This is a genomic window from Verrucomicrobiota bacterium (assembly GCA_016871535.1).
Taxonomy (GTDB): Bacteria; Verrucomicrobiota; Verrucomicrobiia; order Limisphaerales; family SIBE01; genus VHCZ01.
This window is the reverse complement of sequence record VHCZ01000023.1, coordinates 25,933-42,095: the sequence shown is the minus strand read 5'-3', so window position 1 is coordinate 42,095 and position 16,163 is coordinate 25,933. Positions and strand designations below refer to the sequence as shown.

General features: G+C 60.0%; 16 protein-coding genes and 1 pseudogene. 12 read left to right on the top strand and 5 right to left on the bottom strand.

What is annotated here, in order from left to right; genetic code table 11:
• Positions 1 to 263: 263 nt before the first annotated feature.
• From FJ398_05385 to FJ398_05375, 3 genes are all read left to right on the top strand, one after another.
• Positions 264 to 482, top strand: a complete 219-nt coding sequence (locus FJ398_05385; GenBank protein ID MBM3837387.1) for a hypothetical protein — start codon at positions 264 to 266, stop codon at positions 480 to 482.
• A gap of 143 nt (positions 483 to 625) precedes the next feature.
• A complete protein-coding gene (locus tag FJ398_05380) occupies positions 626 to 1,237 on the top strand; it encodes a hypothetical protein (protein MBM3837386.1) in 612 nt (203 codons plus the stop codon).
• A gap of 11 nt (positions 1,238 to 1,248) precedes the next feature.
• Positions 1,249 to 1,878: a hypothetical protein gene (locus FJ398_05375; protein MBM3837385.1), complete on the top strand. Its 630-nt coding sequence runs from the start codon at positions 1,249 to 1,251 to the stop codon at positions 1,876 to 1,878.
• 96 nt (positions 1,879 to 1,974) lie between these two features.
• Here the strand turns inward: FJ398_05375 and FJ398_05370 are convergent, their stop codons facing one another.
• Entirely contained in the window at positions 1,975 to 2,622 is a 648-nt protein-coding gene (locus tag FJ398_05370) for a GNAT family N-acetyltransferase (GenBank protein ID MBM3837384.1), read from the bottom strand.
• Positions 2,623 to 2,663: 41 nt separating this feature from the next.
• Here FJ398_05370 and xseB point away from each other — a divergent pair, with 41 nt between their 5' ends.
• The 3 genes from xseB (at position 2,664) to FJ398_05355 (ending at position 5,500) form a co-directional block, all read left to right on the top strand.
• On the top strand, positions 2,664 to 2,951 hold the full coding sequence (xseB, locus tag FJ398_05365; protein ID MBM3837383.1) for an exodeoxyribonuclease VII small subunit: 288 nt from the start codon (positions 2,664 to 2,666) through the stop codon (positions 2,949 to 2,951).
• A complete protein-coding gene (dxs, locus tag FJ398_05360) occupies positions 2,948 to 4,930 on the top strand; it encodes a 1-deoxy-D-xylulose-5-phosphate synthase (GenBank protein ID MBM3837382.1) in 1,983 nt (660 codons plus the stop codon). The genes xseB and dxs overlap by 4 nt, the downstream gene beginning before the upstream one ends.
• A 237-nt stretch (positions 4,931 to 5,167) precedes the next feature.
• On the top strand, positions 5,168 to 5,500 hold the full coding sequence (locus FJ398_05355) for an RNA-binding protein (protein ID MBM3837381.1): 333 nt from the start codon (positions 5,168 to 5,170) through the stop codon (positions 5,498 to 5,500).
• 315 nt (positions 5,501 to 5,815) lie between these two features.
• Here the strand turns inward: FJ398_05355 and FJ398_05350 are convergent.
• Positions 5,816 to 5,941: pseudogene (locus FJ398_05350) on the bottom strand (TetR/AcrR family transcriptional regulator).
• Between the two features lie 155 nt (positions 5,942 to 6,096).
• On the opposite strand from FJ398_05350, the gene trxA reads away from it, so the two are divergent.
• The 3 genes from trxA (at position 6,097) to FJ398_05335 (ending at position 8,731) form a co-directional block, all read left to right on the top strand.
• Positions 6,097 to 6,429, top strand: a complete 333-nt coding sequence (gene trxA, locus FJ398_05345) for a thioredoxin (GenBank protein MBM3837380.1) — start codon at positions 6,097 to 6,099, stop codon at positions 6,427 to 6,429.
• Positions 6,430 to 6,568: 139 nt separating this feature from the next.
• Positions 6,569 to 7,570, top strand: coding sequence for a hypothetical protein (locus FJ398_05340; GenBank protein ID MBM3837379.1), 1,002 nt, complete (start codon positions 6,569 to 6,571; stop codon positions 7,568 to 7,570).
• A 9-nt stretch (positions 7,571 to 7,579) separates the two neighbouring features.
• Positions 7,580 to 8,731 carry an aminotransferase class V-fold PLP-dependent enzyme gene (locus FJ398_05335; GenBank protein MBM3837378.1) on the top strand — a complete coding sequence of 384 codons (1,152 nt, stop codon included), beginning with the start codon at positions 7,580 to 7,582 and terminating at the stop codon, positions 8,729 to 8,731.
• 166 nt (positions 8,732 to 8,897) lie between these two features.
• Here the strand turns inward: FJ398_05335 and FJ398_05330 are convergent, their stop codons facing one another.
• The gene (locus tag FJ398_05330; GenBank protein ID MBM3837377.1) at positions 8,898 to 9,668 is read right to left on the bottom strand and encodes a glucose 1-dehydrogenase; all 771 of its coding nucleotides are present in this window, start codon (positions 9,666 to 9,668) and stop codon (positions 8,898 to 8,900) included.
• Positions 9,669 to 9,791: 123 nt separating this feature from the next.
• Here FJ398_05330 and FJ398_05325 point away from each other — a divergent pair, with 123 nt between their 5' ends.
• The 3 genes from FJ398_05325 to FJ398_05315 are packed head-to-tail and all read left to right on the top strand — an operon-like array spanning position 9,792 to position 13,879.
• Positions 9,792 to 10,715, top strand: a complete 924-nt coding sequence (locus FJ398_05325; GenBank protein ID MBM3837376.1) for a hypothetical protein — start codon at positions 9,792 to 9,794, stop codon at positions 10,713 to 10,715.
• 54 nt (positions 10,716 to 10,769) lie between these two features.
• Positions 10,770 to 11,999, top strand: a complete 1,230-nt coding sequence (locus tag FJ398_05320) for a C4-dicarboxylate ABC transporter substrate-binding protein (GenBank protein ID MBM3837375.1) — start codon at positions 10,770 to 10,772, stop codon at positions 11,997 to 11,999.
• A complete protein-coding gene (locus tag FJ398_05315) occupies positions 11,876 to 13,879 on the top strand; it encodes a TRAP transporter large permease subunit (protein MBM3837374.1) in 2,004 nt (667 codons plus the stop codon). The genes FJ398_05320 and FJ398_05315 overlap by 124 nt, the downstream gene beginning before the upstream one ends.
• 61 nt (positions 13,880 to 13,940) lie before the next feature.
• Here FJ398_05315 and FJ398_05310 read toward each other — a convergent pair whose 3' ends face one another.
• Positions 13,941 to 15,185, bottom strand: coding sequence for an ATP-binding protein (locus FJ398_05310; GenBank protein MBM3837373.1), 1,245 nt, complete (start codon positions 15,183 to 15,185; stop codon positions 13,941 to 13,943).
• Positions 15,186 to 15,232: 47 nt separating this feature from the next.
• A complete protein-coding gene (locus FJ398_05305) occupies positions 15,233 to 15,709 on the bottom strand; it encodes a hypothetical protein (protein MBM3837372.1) in 477 nt (158 codons plus the stop codon).
• Positions 15,710 to 16,163: the final 454 nt, after the last annotated feature.

The following is a 16,163-nucleotide window of genomic DNA, read 5'->3' as shown; positions in this document are numbered from 1 at the left end:
CCATCACCCCCGCCAAATCCGCCGATGCGCCCGAAGCAGCGAGCACGACGAGCCGCCTGCTGGACGCCAAGCGCAAAGCCCAGCAACGGCTAAAGTAGGACAGGCTTCCAGCCTGTTCACTCTTCCACCGGGTAGGGACGCGTTCCACCGCGTCCCTGGAATCTGTTTCGCTCGATGGATCAAGAAAGTCAGGGACGGAGTGGAATCCGTCTCTACCGGATTCATGGGGCGAGAGCATGGTAATCAGGCCAAGGAAGCTTCCCATGAAACCAGACGGTGGGGCGAGCCTGTCCCCAGCGAGCCGAGTCAGACGTGTTCCAAGCGCGTCGAGCGGCTCGCCGGGACGGACTCGCCCTACCATCGACGGGTTCAAGGGCCGAGTGCATGGTTCGGAAACCAAGGAAACTTCCCACAAACCGAATGGCAGAAAGAAACGAAGAGAGGCGAAGAGGGTCTGGTTTCAGTTTCTTTACGAGGAATGAGTGAGCACCGCGGCAGAGGAGACAGCGCAGAAAACGCACTGGCCTGTTTTGAGAGCCGTGCTACATTCCTCGAACCAAGAGAGCGCGTTGGGACTCGCTTATGAATCAACCTCGGAGAAACAAGCAAAAACCAAAGGAGCATTATGAGAATCCGCACCTTCCTGTTCAGTTTGGCTTTGGCCGGTTTCGGCTTCGGAGCCATGGCGGCTGTGCCGCCGGCCATGGGCTATGTGACCATCACCTGCGGTCCTGGAATCAGGCTCGCGGCCAATCCACTTAAAGTGCCGGACAACCGCGTGGTGAAGCGGTTTGCGCAGGCGTCCGAGGGTACGGAGATTTACACCCTGAGCAACGGCAAGTTTTCGACGAACCGATTCAGCAGCGGTGTCTGGACGAACCCGGACCAGGCGCTGGAGCCTGGAGAAGGGTTTCTCGTTTACAATCGGAGCGGAACTCAGTTCAGGGCGATTTTTCAAGGCGAAATCCTGACCGGCAATCTGGATAACACCATTCCCAGCGGGCTCTCGATCAAGTCCAGCAAAGTGCCGCAACGCGGAGGTGTCATGAGCGCGCTCGGTTTGCGGCTCGCTCCTTTCGACAATGTCTATCGATGGCGGTCGAATCGATTCGACGTTTACACATTCTTGCCGAACGGAACGTGGATGCCTTCCGAACCCGACATCGAAGTGGGCGAAGCGTTCTTCATTCGCGCTAATCAAGAACTCAGATGGACTCGCGCTTTCACAATCAATTAAGGAACGGCTTTATGAAGACCGCATTATGTGCAGGCTTGTTGGGGTTGGTCACATGGCAGACCGCAGGGCAGGGGACGGTCAATTTCGCCAACGGCGCGGCGGGTGTGAATGCGCCCGTCCTTCTGGCGAACGCCGCACTGGAAGGTCCCGAATGGCAGGCGGAGCTTTTGCTCGTCAGCCGCGGCGGCGCCTTGCAGCGCGTCGGCCAACCCGTGTTTCTCGAAACTTTCAATCTCGCCGGATATTTCTTCGGCGGACTGGCGGTCGTGCCCGGCGTCGAGGCGGGTTCAGAGGCGACGCTCAAGGTCCGCGCCTTCTCCACGGCCGGAAATGGGGAAGTTTATTCCAATGCCGTCAAGATCACACTCGGCGGAGGCATCATGCCCCCGCCCAATCTCGTCGGTCTGGAGACCTGGGGACCCAATGCCGCCACGCCGGAGCTGGCGATCGCGGTCTCCCAAACTGCGGTGACGCTGTCGTGGCCGAAAGACTTCCCTAACGCAACGGCTGAATTCACGGAGAATCTCGCCAGCCCAAACTGGAGCGCAACCGCAGCGACGCCGCAGAATGATGGGACCCGGATCACGGTCACGCTGCCCATGGCCACGGCGCAAAAGTTTTATCGGCTCAGGCTGAAGTGACCGCGCAGCGAATCGGAAGTTCCGCGGTGACGCGCGTTCCGGCGCATCGACCGGTGTGTCGCCACTGAAAACAGCGAAGAACTGGGATTTCCGCGGCTATTCCATGCCGGCGTATTCCTCGTCCGTCGTCAAATCCAACCCCATCAGGATGTAGTCGTGCGAGATGGCTTGCATGTCCTTCACGTAATCGGGCAGCCGGACCAGATTGCTGAAGCCGAGCAGCGCGAACATTTTTATGGCCGCTTCCTGTTCGCCGATGAATTCCGCTTCCACCTTTTCGAGGCCGATGTGCCGGGCGATTTCGACGATTTGATGGATCAAAGCCCGCGCCAGGCCTCGGCCTCGATACTGCGGCAGCACGAGCACGCTCACGCGTCCGATGTGGCGTTTCCATCCGCCGAATTGCTGATGCAGCGTGGCGTCGGCAATGATCTTGCCGTCGGTCAGCGCGAGCAACGGCAGGTTCCGTCCGTAATCGATGTTGTCACACCAATCGCGGATGACGGATTGCTCGGTAACGCGATGCTTGATGAACATGCGCTCCTTTTCCGGCACCGCGAGAAAGAATTCATGAAACGCCTTTTCGTCGCTCGAGTGGAGGGGCCGGATCAGGCAGTGAAAGCCATCTTTCAGCGTGATGTCTTTGGGGAATTCGTCCAGGAGATGAGGGGGAAGCATAAGTTTCCAGGTTGCGTTTCGCGGGATTTTCCCAAACGGCGCAGGCCGGTTCAAGGAACAAAACATCTTTCGTGACGAGCGCGGCGCCTTCCATTACCTTTCGCGAAATGTCGAAAGCAGCGAAAAGCGTCAGCGCGGCCACAATCGCGGCTCCGGATTTGCCGTTTGAGGAAGCGCTCAAGAAGCTGGAGTCCGTCGTCGAATCGATGGAATCCGACGAATTGCCGTTGGACACATTGCTCGCTCGCTTTGAAGAAGGAACGCGCCTGGCGCAGATTTGCCAGACCAAACTGGCCCAGGCCGAATTGAAAATCCAGCAACTGGAGAAGAACGCCGCGGGCGAATTTGTTCTGAAACCCGTTCAAGCGAACGAACAGAACCCTGAAGATTTATGAGCCGATACCTGGACATGGTGGACGACCCGACGCACGTCAAGAAATTGACTTTGCCGCAATTGGGTGAACTGGCCGAAGAAATCCGTTCCGAGCTGATTTCGACTCTGGCCAAAACCGGCGGGCACCTGGGTCCCAACCTGGGCGTCGTTGAACTGACCCTGGCGTTGCATCGGGTGTTTTCGACCCCCAAGGACAAATTCGTCTGGGATGTGAGTCATCAGACTTACGTCCATAAGCTGTTGACGGGACGAAAAGCCCGGTTCCACACGATTCGCACCACAGGCGGACTGAACGGTTTCGCGCTCCGGACCGAAAGCGAGCATGACTGCTACGGGGCCGCTCACGCGGGCACGGCGCTTTCGGCCGCGCTGGGAATTGCCGTGGCGCGCGACCGGTTGGGCCGGGACGAACACGTCGTGGCCATTTTTGGCGACGCCGCTTTGACGAACGGGATTTCGTTCGAGGCCCTTAACAACATTGCCTCGACCACGCAGCGTTTCATCGGGATTCTCAACGACAACGAGTGGAGCATTGCCAAGAACGTCGGCGCGATCGCCATGTATTTGAACAAGCTCATCACGCATCCCTCCTACAACCGCCTCCAAAAGGATTTCGAGCGTTGGATGCGGCTCATCCCCAAAGGAGAGATCGCCCTCAAGCTCGGACACAAAGCGGAGGAAGCGCTCAAAGGGGCTGTCACCGAAGTGGCGCTCAGACCAAGCACCACGAACGTCGAATCCGATGGCCGCGGCGGTTTTGGCAGCAGCTTGATCTTCGAGGAGATGGGCCTGCGCTACCTCGGTCCGATCGATGGACACAATTTGCCGTTGCTGATCAACGTTCTGGAATACGCGAAAAACTGCGAGTCGCCGGTCGTCATTCATGCCGTGACCAAGAAGGGCAAGGGATACGAAGCGGCGATCCAGCATCCCGAACGCCTCCACGGCACGGGGCCGTACGATGTGAAAACCGGCGCGGCGCCAGCGAAGAAGGCCGGGGCGCCTCCGAATTGGCAGGATGTCTTTGGCCAGGCCATGGTCAAACTGTGCCAGCGCGACAATACCGTGGTCGGCATCACCGCGGCCATGCCGAGCGGCACCGGGCTGAACATTCTGGAGAAGGCGATGCCGGATCGCTATTACGACGTGGGAATCGCGGAGGAACACGCCGCGCTGTTCGCCTGCGGCATGGCGACGATGGGCTTTCATCCCGTGTGCGCGATTTACTCAACGTTTTTGCAGCGCGCTTATGACTGCATCATTCATGACGCCGCGCTGCAGGATTTGCCGGTTATCTTCTGCATGGACCGCGCGGGATTGTCGCCGCAAGACGGGCCGACCCATCACGGCATGTTCGACATCGCGTACCTCCGGACCGTGCCAAACATCGTCGCCATGGCGCCCAAAGACGAAGACGAACTGGTGGACATGATGTTCACCGCGACTCGGGAAAAGCATCCCACGTTCATTCGCTATCCGCGCGGCCCGGCGGAAGGCGTCCCGATCAAGGAGCAACCGAAACTCCTCGAGATCGGCAAAGCCGAAGTCGTGGAGAATTTCGCTCAGACGGGCGGGCGCAAAATCGTGTTCTTCGGGTTGGGCAACATGTTGCGGCTGGCCTGGCAAGCGGGTGCAGAACTCAAGACACAAGGATTCGACGTCGCGCTCATCAATCCGCGTTTCATCAAACCCATCGACGCGGGCACAACGGAGTTTTTCGGGCGCGCCGCCGACCTGGTGATTACGCTGGAAGATCATGTTTTGATGGGCGGCTACGGCAGCGCGGTGCAGGAAATTCTGAGCGATGCCCACATCTCGACCCCGGTCGTGCGCATTGGCTGGCCCGATCAATTCATCGAACACGCGTCAAGCGCGGAGGACTTGCGTGAGAGATATAGCCTGACCGTGGACACCATCGTGGGGAAGGTGAAGATGCTGCTCGCAGACGCTCCCGCCGCGCGGTTGACGGCGATTGGCTGACCTGGCGTGGCGAGGGAACCGGTTGACGAACAAGGTTCATCGTTCGAGTCTCTGCTCTCTCGAATCTCTCGTTGACTCCCGAAAGCGGTTTGCTACCGTGGCGCCTTGCGCGAGAAACAAGCAGTGTTGGCGTCAAGCAAAACAGATGGTCAGGCAAACATTTCGGGCGACTTTCCATGATTCCTGCGGGTGCGGGATCACCTTACTGGGTTCTCGAGCGCAACTCAACCAATCCAAATGAACCTTACCAGACTTTTCGTTGGCAACCTGTCCTATCAGACCCTGGCGAGTGATTTGCAGGATTATTTTTCGCAGGCGGGCGTGGTCCGCTCCGTCGATGTGATGTTCGACAAATTCACGGGGAAATCCCGCGGGTTCGCTTTTGTCGAGATGTCCACTCCTGAGGAAGCCAACAAAGCGGTTGAAATGTTCCACAGCAAAGAACTTCAAGGCCGTCAGTTGACGGTGAACATTGCGCGGCCCAAGGAGGATCGCCCGCCGCGATCCGGAGAACACCGCGGCCAAGGCGGGGATTACCATCGCGATTCCGGGCGGCGCGACTCACGATAGGGCGCCGGATGCGGCCCCATCGCAGGGTCGTCAATCCCGATTCGATCCAACCTGAGTCCCGCGAATAACGATTTGACACTACGCCAACCGACTCCTAGGTTGAAACATAACATTTATGCCTGAAGAGACTCCCAACACTCCGACGGGTTCCGTGCCGCCGAAACCGGCGGAAGCGGCCAAAATTCAGCCGAAGAAGGAAACCGTTCGAATCAATTTGCCCCCGAAGCCAACCGCCGCGCCGACCATCAAGATTCCTGCGCCGGCGGCCGTTGCCGGGGCCGCTCCCGCGCCGGGAGCGCCCGCTGCTGCAGTTTCCCCGGCTCCAACCCCCGCTCCAACCGCCGCGGCTCCGGCTCCCACGCCGGCGCCTGCGTCCGCCCCACGAGCCGCCGCTTCGTCCGCCGCTCCCCGGCCGGCGGCTGCGCCGAGGCCCGCGCCGGCGGGATCGGGAGTCAGCGGAATGGATATCATCCTGGCCGTTGCGGCGGCCATCGTGTCGGTGCTCGTCGTGGTTCGATTGTTCATGTTGACGGGGCAGTCCTGATGAGCACGGCCTGGCCTCGGAAAACGGATTTCAGAAAAGAGGAATGGTGTGTATGACAGCATCAAACATTATCACTTTGACCGAAACGAATTTCGCCGCGGAAGTCACTCAGTCATCAACTCCCGTGCTGGTTGATTTCTGGGCGGAGTGGTGCGGTCCCTGCAAGATGATCGCGCCGATCCTGGATGAAATCGCCAGCGAATATGACGGCAAACTGAAAGTGGGCAAAGTCAACATCGATGAACAGCAATCCCTGGCGGTGCAGCACGGCATTCGCGCGGTGCCGACTCTGTTGTTGTTCAAAGACGGCGAGGTCGCAGACCAGATCATCGGTTTGAAGAGCAAACGGGATCTGAAGGCAGGATTGGATCGAGTGGTGGGATAGCGCGGGCGAACCTTCCGGCTCTTGCAGTCCATTTCGCTAACCGGGAGTGATTTTCATGAGCCGTTCCACCGGCTTGGCGGTTTAACCTTTCTGACGTTGTAACGAGATTCGGATTTGCGGCTGTGCCGCGCCGCGGGGTATGCCACTCATCGTCACGCCCAGGCAACTGCGTTTGCGCGGCGAGTTGTACTACCAGGTTGGGACGATGCTCTCGGCCGGACTGCCGCTGCTCACCGCGTTGGAGACGCTCCACAAGAATCCTCCGGCACGCTCCTTCCGGCACCCTGTCGCTCGCTTGCTGACTCATTTCGAGCGCGGATCAACTTTCAGCGAAGCGATGCTGCACGCAGAGGGCTGGCTTCCGGCTTTTGATGTTGCGCTGCTCCAGGCCGGCGAGCAAAGCGGGCGCCTGGACGCGTGTTTCAAGTTGCTCTCGGAATACTATCGCGACCGCGCTGAACTCGTCCGCAAGACCATCGGCCAACTCCGTTATCCGCTCTTTCTCCTGCACTTTGCGATTCTGCTCGGCCCGTTTCCGGATCTCTTCGCGACGGGCAACCTCTCCGCGTATCTCACGCAAACCCTCGGCGTTCTGGCGCCGCTTTATGCGATTGCGTTCTTGCTGATTCTTGCGTGCCAGGGCCGCCACGGCGAAGCCTGGCGCTCGCTGCTGGAGCGGCTGTTTCGAATCGTTCCCATTCTCGGCCACGCGCGGCGCAACCTCGCCCTGGCCCGGTTGTCTGCGGCCCTGGAGGCCTTGTTGAGCGCGGGTGTTTCCATCGTGCATGCCTGGGAACTGGCTGCGGCCGCAAGCGGCTCGCCGGCGCTGCACCGCGCCGTGTCCACCTGGAGACCGAGAATCGAGGTGCGCGGAGAACCGCCTTCGGAAATCCTCACGGAATCCCCTGAATTCCCCGAACTCTTTGCCAACCTTTATCACACCGGCGAAATCAGCGGGAGCCTCGACGACACCTTGCGTCGCTTGCACAAGTATTATCAGGAGGAAGCCTTGCGGAAGCTCCAGCTCCTGGCCGAATGGTTTCCCCGGCTGATTTATTTCGCCATCATCTTCATGATCGCCTATCGCGTCGTGACGTTCTGGACAGGTTACTATGGCGGGATCATGAAGACCTTCGAGTAAACTCCCGCCGTGACTCTGGCTGATATTCTGGCCAACGAAGAACTCCGCCGGCACGAATTCCCGGTTGCTTCGGAAAAGATTTTCCTCGCTCACGCCGGCGTGTGTCCCTTGCCCCGCCGCGTTGCGGAAGCGATTCGCGCTTACGCGAGCCAATGCACGCGCGGCGACCAGGAAACCTTGCTGCCCGCTTATCACCTGCAGCATGCGCGCGAACTGGCGGCCCGCCTTCTAAACGCGCGGCCCGACGAGATCGCCTTTGTTGGGCCGACCTCGCTCGCCCTCAGCTTTGTCGGCGGTGGGCTCCAATTCGAGCCGGACGACGATATCCTGATTTACCGGGATGACTATCCTTCCAACGTTTACCCCTGGATGGCGCTCGCGGCGCGCGGAGTCGAAGTCCGATTCTTGAAGGTCAGCCAGGTGGGGCGGATTGAACCGGCCGATGTCCTCGCCCAGGTCAATCCGCGCACGCGACTGGTCGCGCTGGCTTCGTGCCACTTCGTGGCCGGCTACCGAATTGACCTGGGGGCCATCGGCGAATCCTTGCGGGAGCGCGGCATTCTCTTCTGCGTGGATGCGATTCAGACAGTCGGTGCCTTCCCCACTTCCGTCGAAGGGATCGACTTTCTGGCGGCGGATGCGCACAAGTGGCTTCTCGGCCCTTGCGCGGCGGGCATTCTCTTTGTGCGCAAGGCGCTGCAGGAAAAGTTGCAGCCGACCGCATTCGGGTGGAACAACGTGCGCTGTCCGAATTACGTCGCGCAAGAATCCATGATCTTCCGCCCGGATGCCCGCCGTTACGAAGCCGGAACGCACAACCTGCTGGGCCTCCTGGGGCTCAACGCCGCCCTGGAATTGCTCCTGGAAATCGGAATCGACCAGATTGCAGCGGAGTTGCTGCGCAAGCGCGCCTGGCTCGTGCCTGCTTTGGCCGCCAAGGGCTATGCGGTTCTCGAAGCCAAGGCCCCTGCCCAGAACGCCAGCGGCATCGTCAGTTTTTTCCGTCCCGGAGTGGACCTGGTCGCGCTCCATCAGAAGCTGGAAAACGCCGATGTCATCACCTCCTTGCGCGCGGACCGAAGCGGGCAGCGCTACATCCGAATCTCTCCTCACTTCTACAACACCGACGCGGAACTCAACCGGCTGCTGGAGTTGCTGTAACCGGTCGTCTTGGGAAAAGCAGTTGGCCCACGAAACACACTAAACACACAAAAACAAGACGAGTTGCCACGGAAGCGATCCTCACCCAACCGGCGCTCCCCGGGGCCAATACCTCCTCTTTTCGTGCCTTTCGTGTATTTCGTGGGCGCAACTGTTGGATCAGGGATCATCCCCTCGGGCCGACCAGAAAGCCGCCGTCGCAGACGATCGTTTGGCCCGTGATCAGATCGGATCCCGTGATCAAACTCAGAATCGCCGCCGCGACGTCTTCAGGCCGGCAAACACGACCCAGCGCTGAACGCTCTTCAGCCTTTTGCTTCACCGCTTCATAGTCGCGGCCCAGGCCTTCTTGGGTCCAATGGCCGGCGATGAATCCTGGGGCAACTGAGTTCACGCGAACTTTCGGCCCCAACGCCCGCGCCAGCGAAATCGTCATCGTGATGAGCGCCGCTTTTGACGCGCAGTACGGAATCGAGCTCCCGGACCCGATGATTCCGGCGATGCTGGAAACGTTGATGACCACGCCTTCGCCCGAAGCCTCGAGATACTTGCGGGCCGCGCGGACGCATTGGAACGGGCCTTTGACGTTCACGCCCATAATCCGCTCCCAATCCTCGTCGCGCACTTCGTCGAAGTTTCCGTGGGGGATGAAGCGAGTCGTGCCGGCGTTGTTAACCAGGATATCGAGACGGCCAAACGTGCGCGCGGCTTCGTCCATCATCTCGCGGCAAACGCGATCGTCGGAAACGTCGCCAGGAAAAAGCGCGGCCTTCGCTCCCAAGGCTTGCGCTTCTTTGACCGTTTGTTCGGCTTCACCACGCGACCGGCTGAAATTCACGAGCACGGAACAGCCTTCGCGCGCCAGGGCCAGGGCCGTCGCCTTGCCGACGCCTCGGCTGGCGCCCGTGACTACGGCGGCTTTGCCTTGAATAATCATTCCCTTGCGGAAGTCAGATACAGTTCAACGATTGCGATCACGGCAATTGAAAATTGATAATTGTCAGTTTTCAATTCCAATTGCGCGGTGCAGGAAAGAATTCTTCGTAGCCCAGAATTGCTGATGAGTTTGAGATCTCTATTCCCCGCTTTGCTCGGACTTCTGGTGTGCGTCGGTCCGGGCTGCTCGATCCGCAAGTTCGCCATCAACCAGCTCGGCGACGCCCTTTCCCAAACGGGATCGGCCTTTGCCCGCGACGACGATCCCGATCTGATCAAGGACGCGGCGCCTTTCAGCCTCAAGCTGATTGAGAGTCTCCTCGCGGAAGCGCCGAACCATGCCGGATTGTTGCTCGCCGCAGCGAGCGGGTTTACTCAATACGCCTACGCGTTCGTCCAGCAGGACGCGGACGAGATAGAAGACCGCGACCTCGCGGTGGCAACCGCGCTGCGGGACCGCGCCCGCCGGCTCTATTTGCGCGCCCGCAATTACGGGCTGCGCGGCCTCGACGTCTCTCATCCCGGCTTTGCAAGCACGCTGCGCGCCAACCCGAAGCTAGCGGTCCAGATCGCCCGGAAGCCGGACGTGCCGGCGCTGTATTGGACAGCCGCGGCCTGGGCAGCCGCGATTGCTCTATCCAAGGACAAACCAGAACTCGTCGCCGACCTGCCGCTCGTAGAGGCGATGATGGATCACGCGTTGGAACTGGATGAAAGCTTTGGCGAGGGATCGATCCACACTTTTCTGATCACGTATGAAATGAGCCGCCAGGGAAAGGCCGGCGATCCGGCGGAGCGGTCGCGCCAACACTTTGGGCGCGCCTGGCGACTCAGCCAAGGCCGGCAAGCCGCGCCTCTCATCGCGCTCGCCGAGGCTGTGACGGTGCAAAAGCAGGACATCAAAGAATTCGAGTCCTTGCTGAATCGCGCCCTGGCCATCGACGCGGACGCCGATCCGGATTCGCGGTTGATCAATCTGGTCATGCAACGCCGGGCCCGCTGGCTTCTTTCGCGCAAGGAGGAACTGTTCCTCATTTCCTCTCCTTGAGTTTGCGGTCCTTCTTGCAAGAGACGGGCCGCGTGCAACAATCCTCCCAAAGCAGTGTTGCTAACCGTCGGATTCAAGCTAATGGAAATGAATCGATTTATGACCGCCGCTGGCAAACTCAACCGAAGCGCAAGAAACGCAGCCCGGCGCAGCCGCATCCGAATCGTTACCGCGTTACAACGTGACCACGCTGCAACATTGAATCGAGGGCTCCGTTTCCTGTGCCTCCTGCTAAAGCCTCTCTTCTTGCGGACAACGTGCGGGTTCGTTCCCAGCCTGTTCCTGAGCTTTTGGAGTGCGGCATTATTGACTGAGGTGGCCTCGGCGGCTGCCGCTCCGGTTCGCGTTCGCCTCGGCACGCTGGCGCCCAAAGGGTCGTCCTCCTACAAACACGTGCTCGCGATGGGGGACAAGTGGAAACAGTCTTCCGGCGGCAGCGCCACCCTCACCATCTACGCGGATGGCACCATGGGCGGCGAAGCAGACATGGTTCGGCGAATGCGGATCGGCCAGCTCCAGGCGGGCATGCTCACCGCCGTCGGCCTTTCCGAGATCGAACCCGGCGTCACCGGGTTGCAGCACTTGCCAATGATGTTCCGGTCTCTCGAGGAGGTCGATTACATTGGCGAAAAGTTGCGGCCGACCCTGGAGAAGCGGCTTCTCGAAAAGGGTTTCGTCGTGCTCTTCTGGGGGGACGCCGGGTGGGTTCGTTTCTTCTCCAAAACCCCCGTCCTTCGCCCGGACGATTTGAAAAGGACCAAGCTGTTTTCGTGGGCGGGGAATCCGGCGCAGGTCGATATCTACAAATCGGCCGGGTTTGATCCGGTCCCGCTCGAAACCGTGGACATCCTCCCCAACCTGCAAACGGGATTGATCACGGCCGTGCCGGTGCCGCCGTTTGTGGCGCTGGCCACGCAGATTGACGGTCCCGCTCCCCATATGCTGGAGTTGAACTGGGCGCCGCTGGTTGGCGCAACCGTTGTCACAAAGAAAACCTGGGATTCGATTCCAGCCGCCGCTCATCCCCACTTGCTCAAAGCCGCCCAGGAGGCCGGCAGCCTGATCAAGGCTGACAACCGCCGCGAAAGCAGCGAAGCCGTCGAAGCGATGAAGAAACGCGGCCTCAAAGTGCATGCCGTGACACCGGAAATCGAATCCGAATGGAGGCGGGCCACCGAAGCCGTCTATCCCAAGATCCGCGGAGGAATCGTTCCGGCGGACATATTCGACGAAGTCGCGCGCTTGCTGAAGGATTATCGAGCGGCACAGGAAGGGGCGAAATAATGCCTGGCGAGATTGCGCTCGACCCTCATCACCTTCCCGCGGCGGCTCCCGAAATTAGAGGCTGGCGCGGCACGTTGCGGCGCGGGGAGAATCTCATCCTGTCCTCGACCCTCGCCGCGATGGTGCTCCTCCCGTTGTCCGAAATCGTTCTTCGGAAGCTCTTCCACACCGGCATCACAGGCGCGAGCGCGTTTCTCCAGCACTTCACGCTGATTGTGGGACTGCTGGGCGGCGCGCTTGCGGCGCGGGAAGGCCGGCTGCTTTCGCTTTCAACCCTGACCGCTTTTCTCAAAGGCCGCTGGCGGGCTGCGGCTCGGATCGCGAGCGGATCTTTCGCTGCGGCCATCAGCTCCTTTCTCGGTCTGGCCAGTTACCAATTCCTGCTGACCGAAAAAGAGAGCGGCAAAGTCCTTGCCTACGGCATTCCCATCTGGGTCATCCAACTGGCCATGCCGGTGGGATTCGGATTGATCGCGCTGCGCTTGATCTGGCGAGCGTCGGAACGATGGCCGGGGCGCGTGACAACTCTGCTGATCGCAGCCGGCGTGATTTACCTGGGACTTCATCCCCCCTTGACTCCCGAAAGGCTCGCGGCGCCGGCGTTGGTGGCGCTGCTGATTGCGATGGCGCTCGGCGCTCCCATTTTCGTACTCCTCGGCGGCGCGGCCTTGATCTTTTTCTGGCGGGAGGAGTTGCCCATCGCTTCGATCTCGCTCACGCATTATTCGATGGTCACGAATCCAACGCTGCCGACCATTCCCCTGTTTACGCTGGCCGGATATTTTCTGGCTGAAGGCGGCGCGTCGAAGCGATTGGTTCGCGTGTTTCAGGCGCTCCTGGGACCACTGCACGGTGGCCCGGCGATTGTCACGGTCTTGATGTGCGCGTTCTTCACCTCGTTCACAGGAGCGTCCGGCGTGACGATCCTGGCGCTGGGCGGGTTGCTGTTGCCGGTGCTCACCGCAGCGAAATATTCCGAACGCTCGGCGCTTGGGTTGCTGACTGGCTCCGGAGGGCTGGGGCTGCTGTTCCCGCCGTCGCTGCCCTTGATCTTGTTTGCCATCGTGGCCAGCTCCAACGTCAAGAACAGCGGCGTCACCATTGAAAAAATGTTCTTAGGCGGCCTTGGCCCGGGACTGTTGCTGGTCACGCTGACGTCGCTCTGGGGAATCAGCCGAGGTCCAAAGGAACGCGGCAGCCGGCCAATCTTCGTTTGGGGAGAAGCCCGGCAAGCGATCTGGGAAGCGAAATGGGAACTGTTGCTGCCCGTGGTCGCTCTGGTGGCCTTGTTTGGCGGATTCGCCACGCCGGTTGAAGCGGCTGCGGTCACAGCGTTGTATGCATTCCTCATCGAGACTCTTGTGTATCGCGATTTGCACGTCGTGCGCGATGCGCCGCGCGTGATGTCCGAGTGCGGGCTGCTCGTTGGCGGCGTGCTGTTGATTCTGGGCGTTGCGCTCGGTTTCACAAATTATTTGATCGACGCGCAAGTGCCGGCCAAAGGCGTTGAATGGGTGACCGGCGCGATCAAATCAAAGTATGCGTTCCTGCTCGTGCTCAATCTGGGTCTGCTTTTGGTCGGCTGCCTGATGGATATCTTCTCAGCCATCGTCGTCGTCGTCCCGCTGCTTGTGCCGCTGGGAATTGCCTACGGGATCGATCCGATTCATCTCGGAATCATCTTCCTGGCGAACATGGAACTGGGCCTTCTGACGCCGACGGTGGGCATCAACCTTTTCCTCTCCTCGTACCGTTTCAACAAACCCGTCTTCGAAGTCACGCGCGCCGTCGTGCCCATGCAACTCGTGCTCCTGACGGGCGTGCTCCTGATCACGTACCTCCCGCCGCTGACCACTTTCCTGCCCCAGTGGATCAAGTGAATTAAAAGGTTTCGCACAGCGTGTCTTATCTCTGCGCCTTCTCCGGGCGCCGAAAAACCGCTCAAAGGCACTGCCAGGGAATCGCCATGACCCGATCATGAAGTTGCATGGGGCGGCGGCAGCGGCACACAATGAAACCGCGCTTTGCCCGCTTGCGGTTCTCGTCGAGAAAGGTCAGGAGGTGGCGTGCGTCTCCGGGCGCCGGGTTTTCGCTCCACTTCACTTCCACCGGAATCAGTTGGCCCTCGTGTTCTACGATAAAGTCCACCTCCGCGCCAGCGTAGGTACGCAAGTAATGCAAGCCGCCCCCTCCGAGGTAATGAAGACGCCGCCAGAGTTCGAGTCCCACCCACTGTTCGAAAAGCGGCCCCGGATTGGCCTGCACCGTCTCGATCGCAGGCCGCAAGCCAGCCGCCGCGTGCCGGATACCCAGATCGAACAGCAGAAATTTCCCCGCGCTCATCAGATTCTTGCGCTGGCTGCCCGACCACGCCGACACTGGCACCCCGACATACATGTCTTCGAGCAATTGGTAATAGTTCTTCACCGTGGGGAGCGAGAGGCCGGTCTGCTGGGCGACTGCGGAGTAGTTCACGATCTGTCCGGATTCCATCGCCGCGAGCCGCAGAAAACGCAGAAACGCGCCCCAATCATTGACCATTGCCTCACGGCGCATCTCCTCCTCCAGATGCACCGCAGCGAATGCCTGCAGCAGGTCTGCGCGATCTTTCTCCTCTGCCGCGACAATTCCCGGCAATGCACCCCAGGCCAGGCGCTCATCGAGCGCCCACGAACGAAACGGATGATCTGGGGTGCGCCCCTTTGGCCACGCCAGCGGCAACGGTGATTCTGCATCCGAGTTGGGATCTTCCGACGGCGGTTGCTCGGCCAGCACCAGGGGCATCAGCCGGTGCAAGAAGCTGCGGCCGGGGAGCAGATTGGCGCCCGTGCGCCTGAGTTTCCGGGCGGAACTTCCGCAAAGGACGAATCGCCACCGCTGCTTGTCGCCATCGTAGAGCGTTTGAACGGCGTCGAAAATCGCGGGTGCCGTCTGCGCCTCATCCACAAAGACGAACCGCCCGCCCGCCTTGGGCTTGAGCGCCCGGCAATCGACAAGGAACCGCCCTGGATCGGCCAGGTGCAGGCTGCGTTCAATAGGGTTGGCGAGATTTATCACGAGCGCGTCTTCAGGCAGCAGCGACCGGATCAAGGTGGATTTGCCCGTCTGCCGGGCCCCGAATACGAGGTGAACAAACGGCCGGGTCAGTTTTTCGCGCAGCGTTGCGGCAACCCAACGATCAAACATGGCGGCAGGGTAGAAGAAAAAATGCCACACCGCATCTTAAATTTTCGCTAAAAATCTAAAGCGTGCTTCCAACGAGACGGCAGTTTGGGATTTCCTGGCAGTTCAACAAACCCGGTTTCCGGATCGCTCGCCGTTGCCGTTCCTCGGCTGGACTCCAGACCGATCCCGTAAATCCCGCTTTGAAAAAAGCTGAGCAAGCGTCGTCTGATGGGGTCGTAACAGACGAACCCGCCTTTTCGGCTGTCGGGGAGGGTTCCAACGCTCATGGCTTCGACGAATTGTTTGTCCATGCCAGTTCTGAAGACGTGCATGCGCGGATACGTCGGATAGGGATCGGACGATAAACAACCCTCGACGACAACGACGGCCTCGAGCGGAGGAAAATAGGCCGCGAACGGGCCTCTCCGGCACTCCAGCCCCGGCAACGGAACCAGGTTCGTCCACCGGTTCCGATGAAAATCAAAATTGAGGGCGGGATCGTAAGAACCTTGCGCCATCAAAACCCCGGGGTCAGCACCCTCCATGGCAGGAATTCCATCGAGGAACATTCGGACCGTTCCCTGTCCGTCAACGACAAGAGCGCAAGCATGCGACTGGCTAGCGTCTCCCAGGGATTTGCTGAAGAACGCATAGTTTGCTGGAACGGAGCGCAGGCCAAATGTCAACCTGTTGGTTACTGCTTGGTCCGCGGGATGGACGACAAAGCTCGTAGCGCAGAGTTGCACTCTGCCGTATCGCAGAATTGTATTCTGCGGGGCGTCTCCCAGTCCGAGCCCGCTGGGACTTGCCGGCGCCCTGCCGATTGGAAATCGGCGATACCGCAGATTGAAAATCTGCGCTACGGTTCTCCGGTCGATCTGTCGTCAATCCCACGGTCTGATCAGTAAGCGACAAGGCCTTCCGAGCGATTGAATGCTGTGGGCTCTTGTGGAAATCCTGTGGAATTTGTGGCACGGATCGCACGGATACGATCGCTTC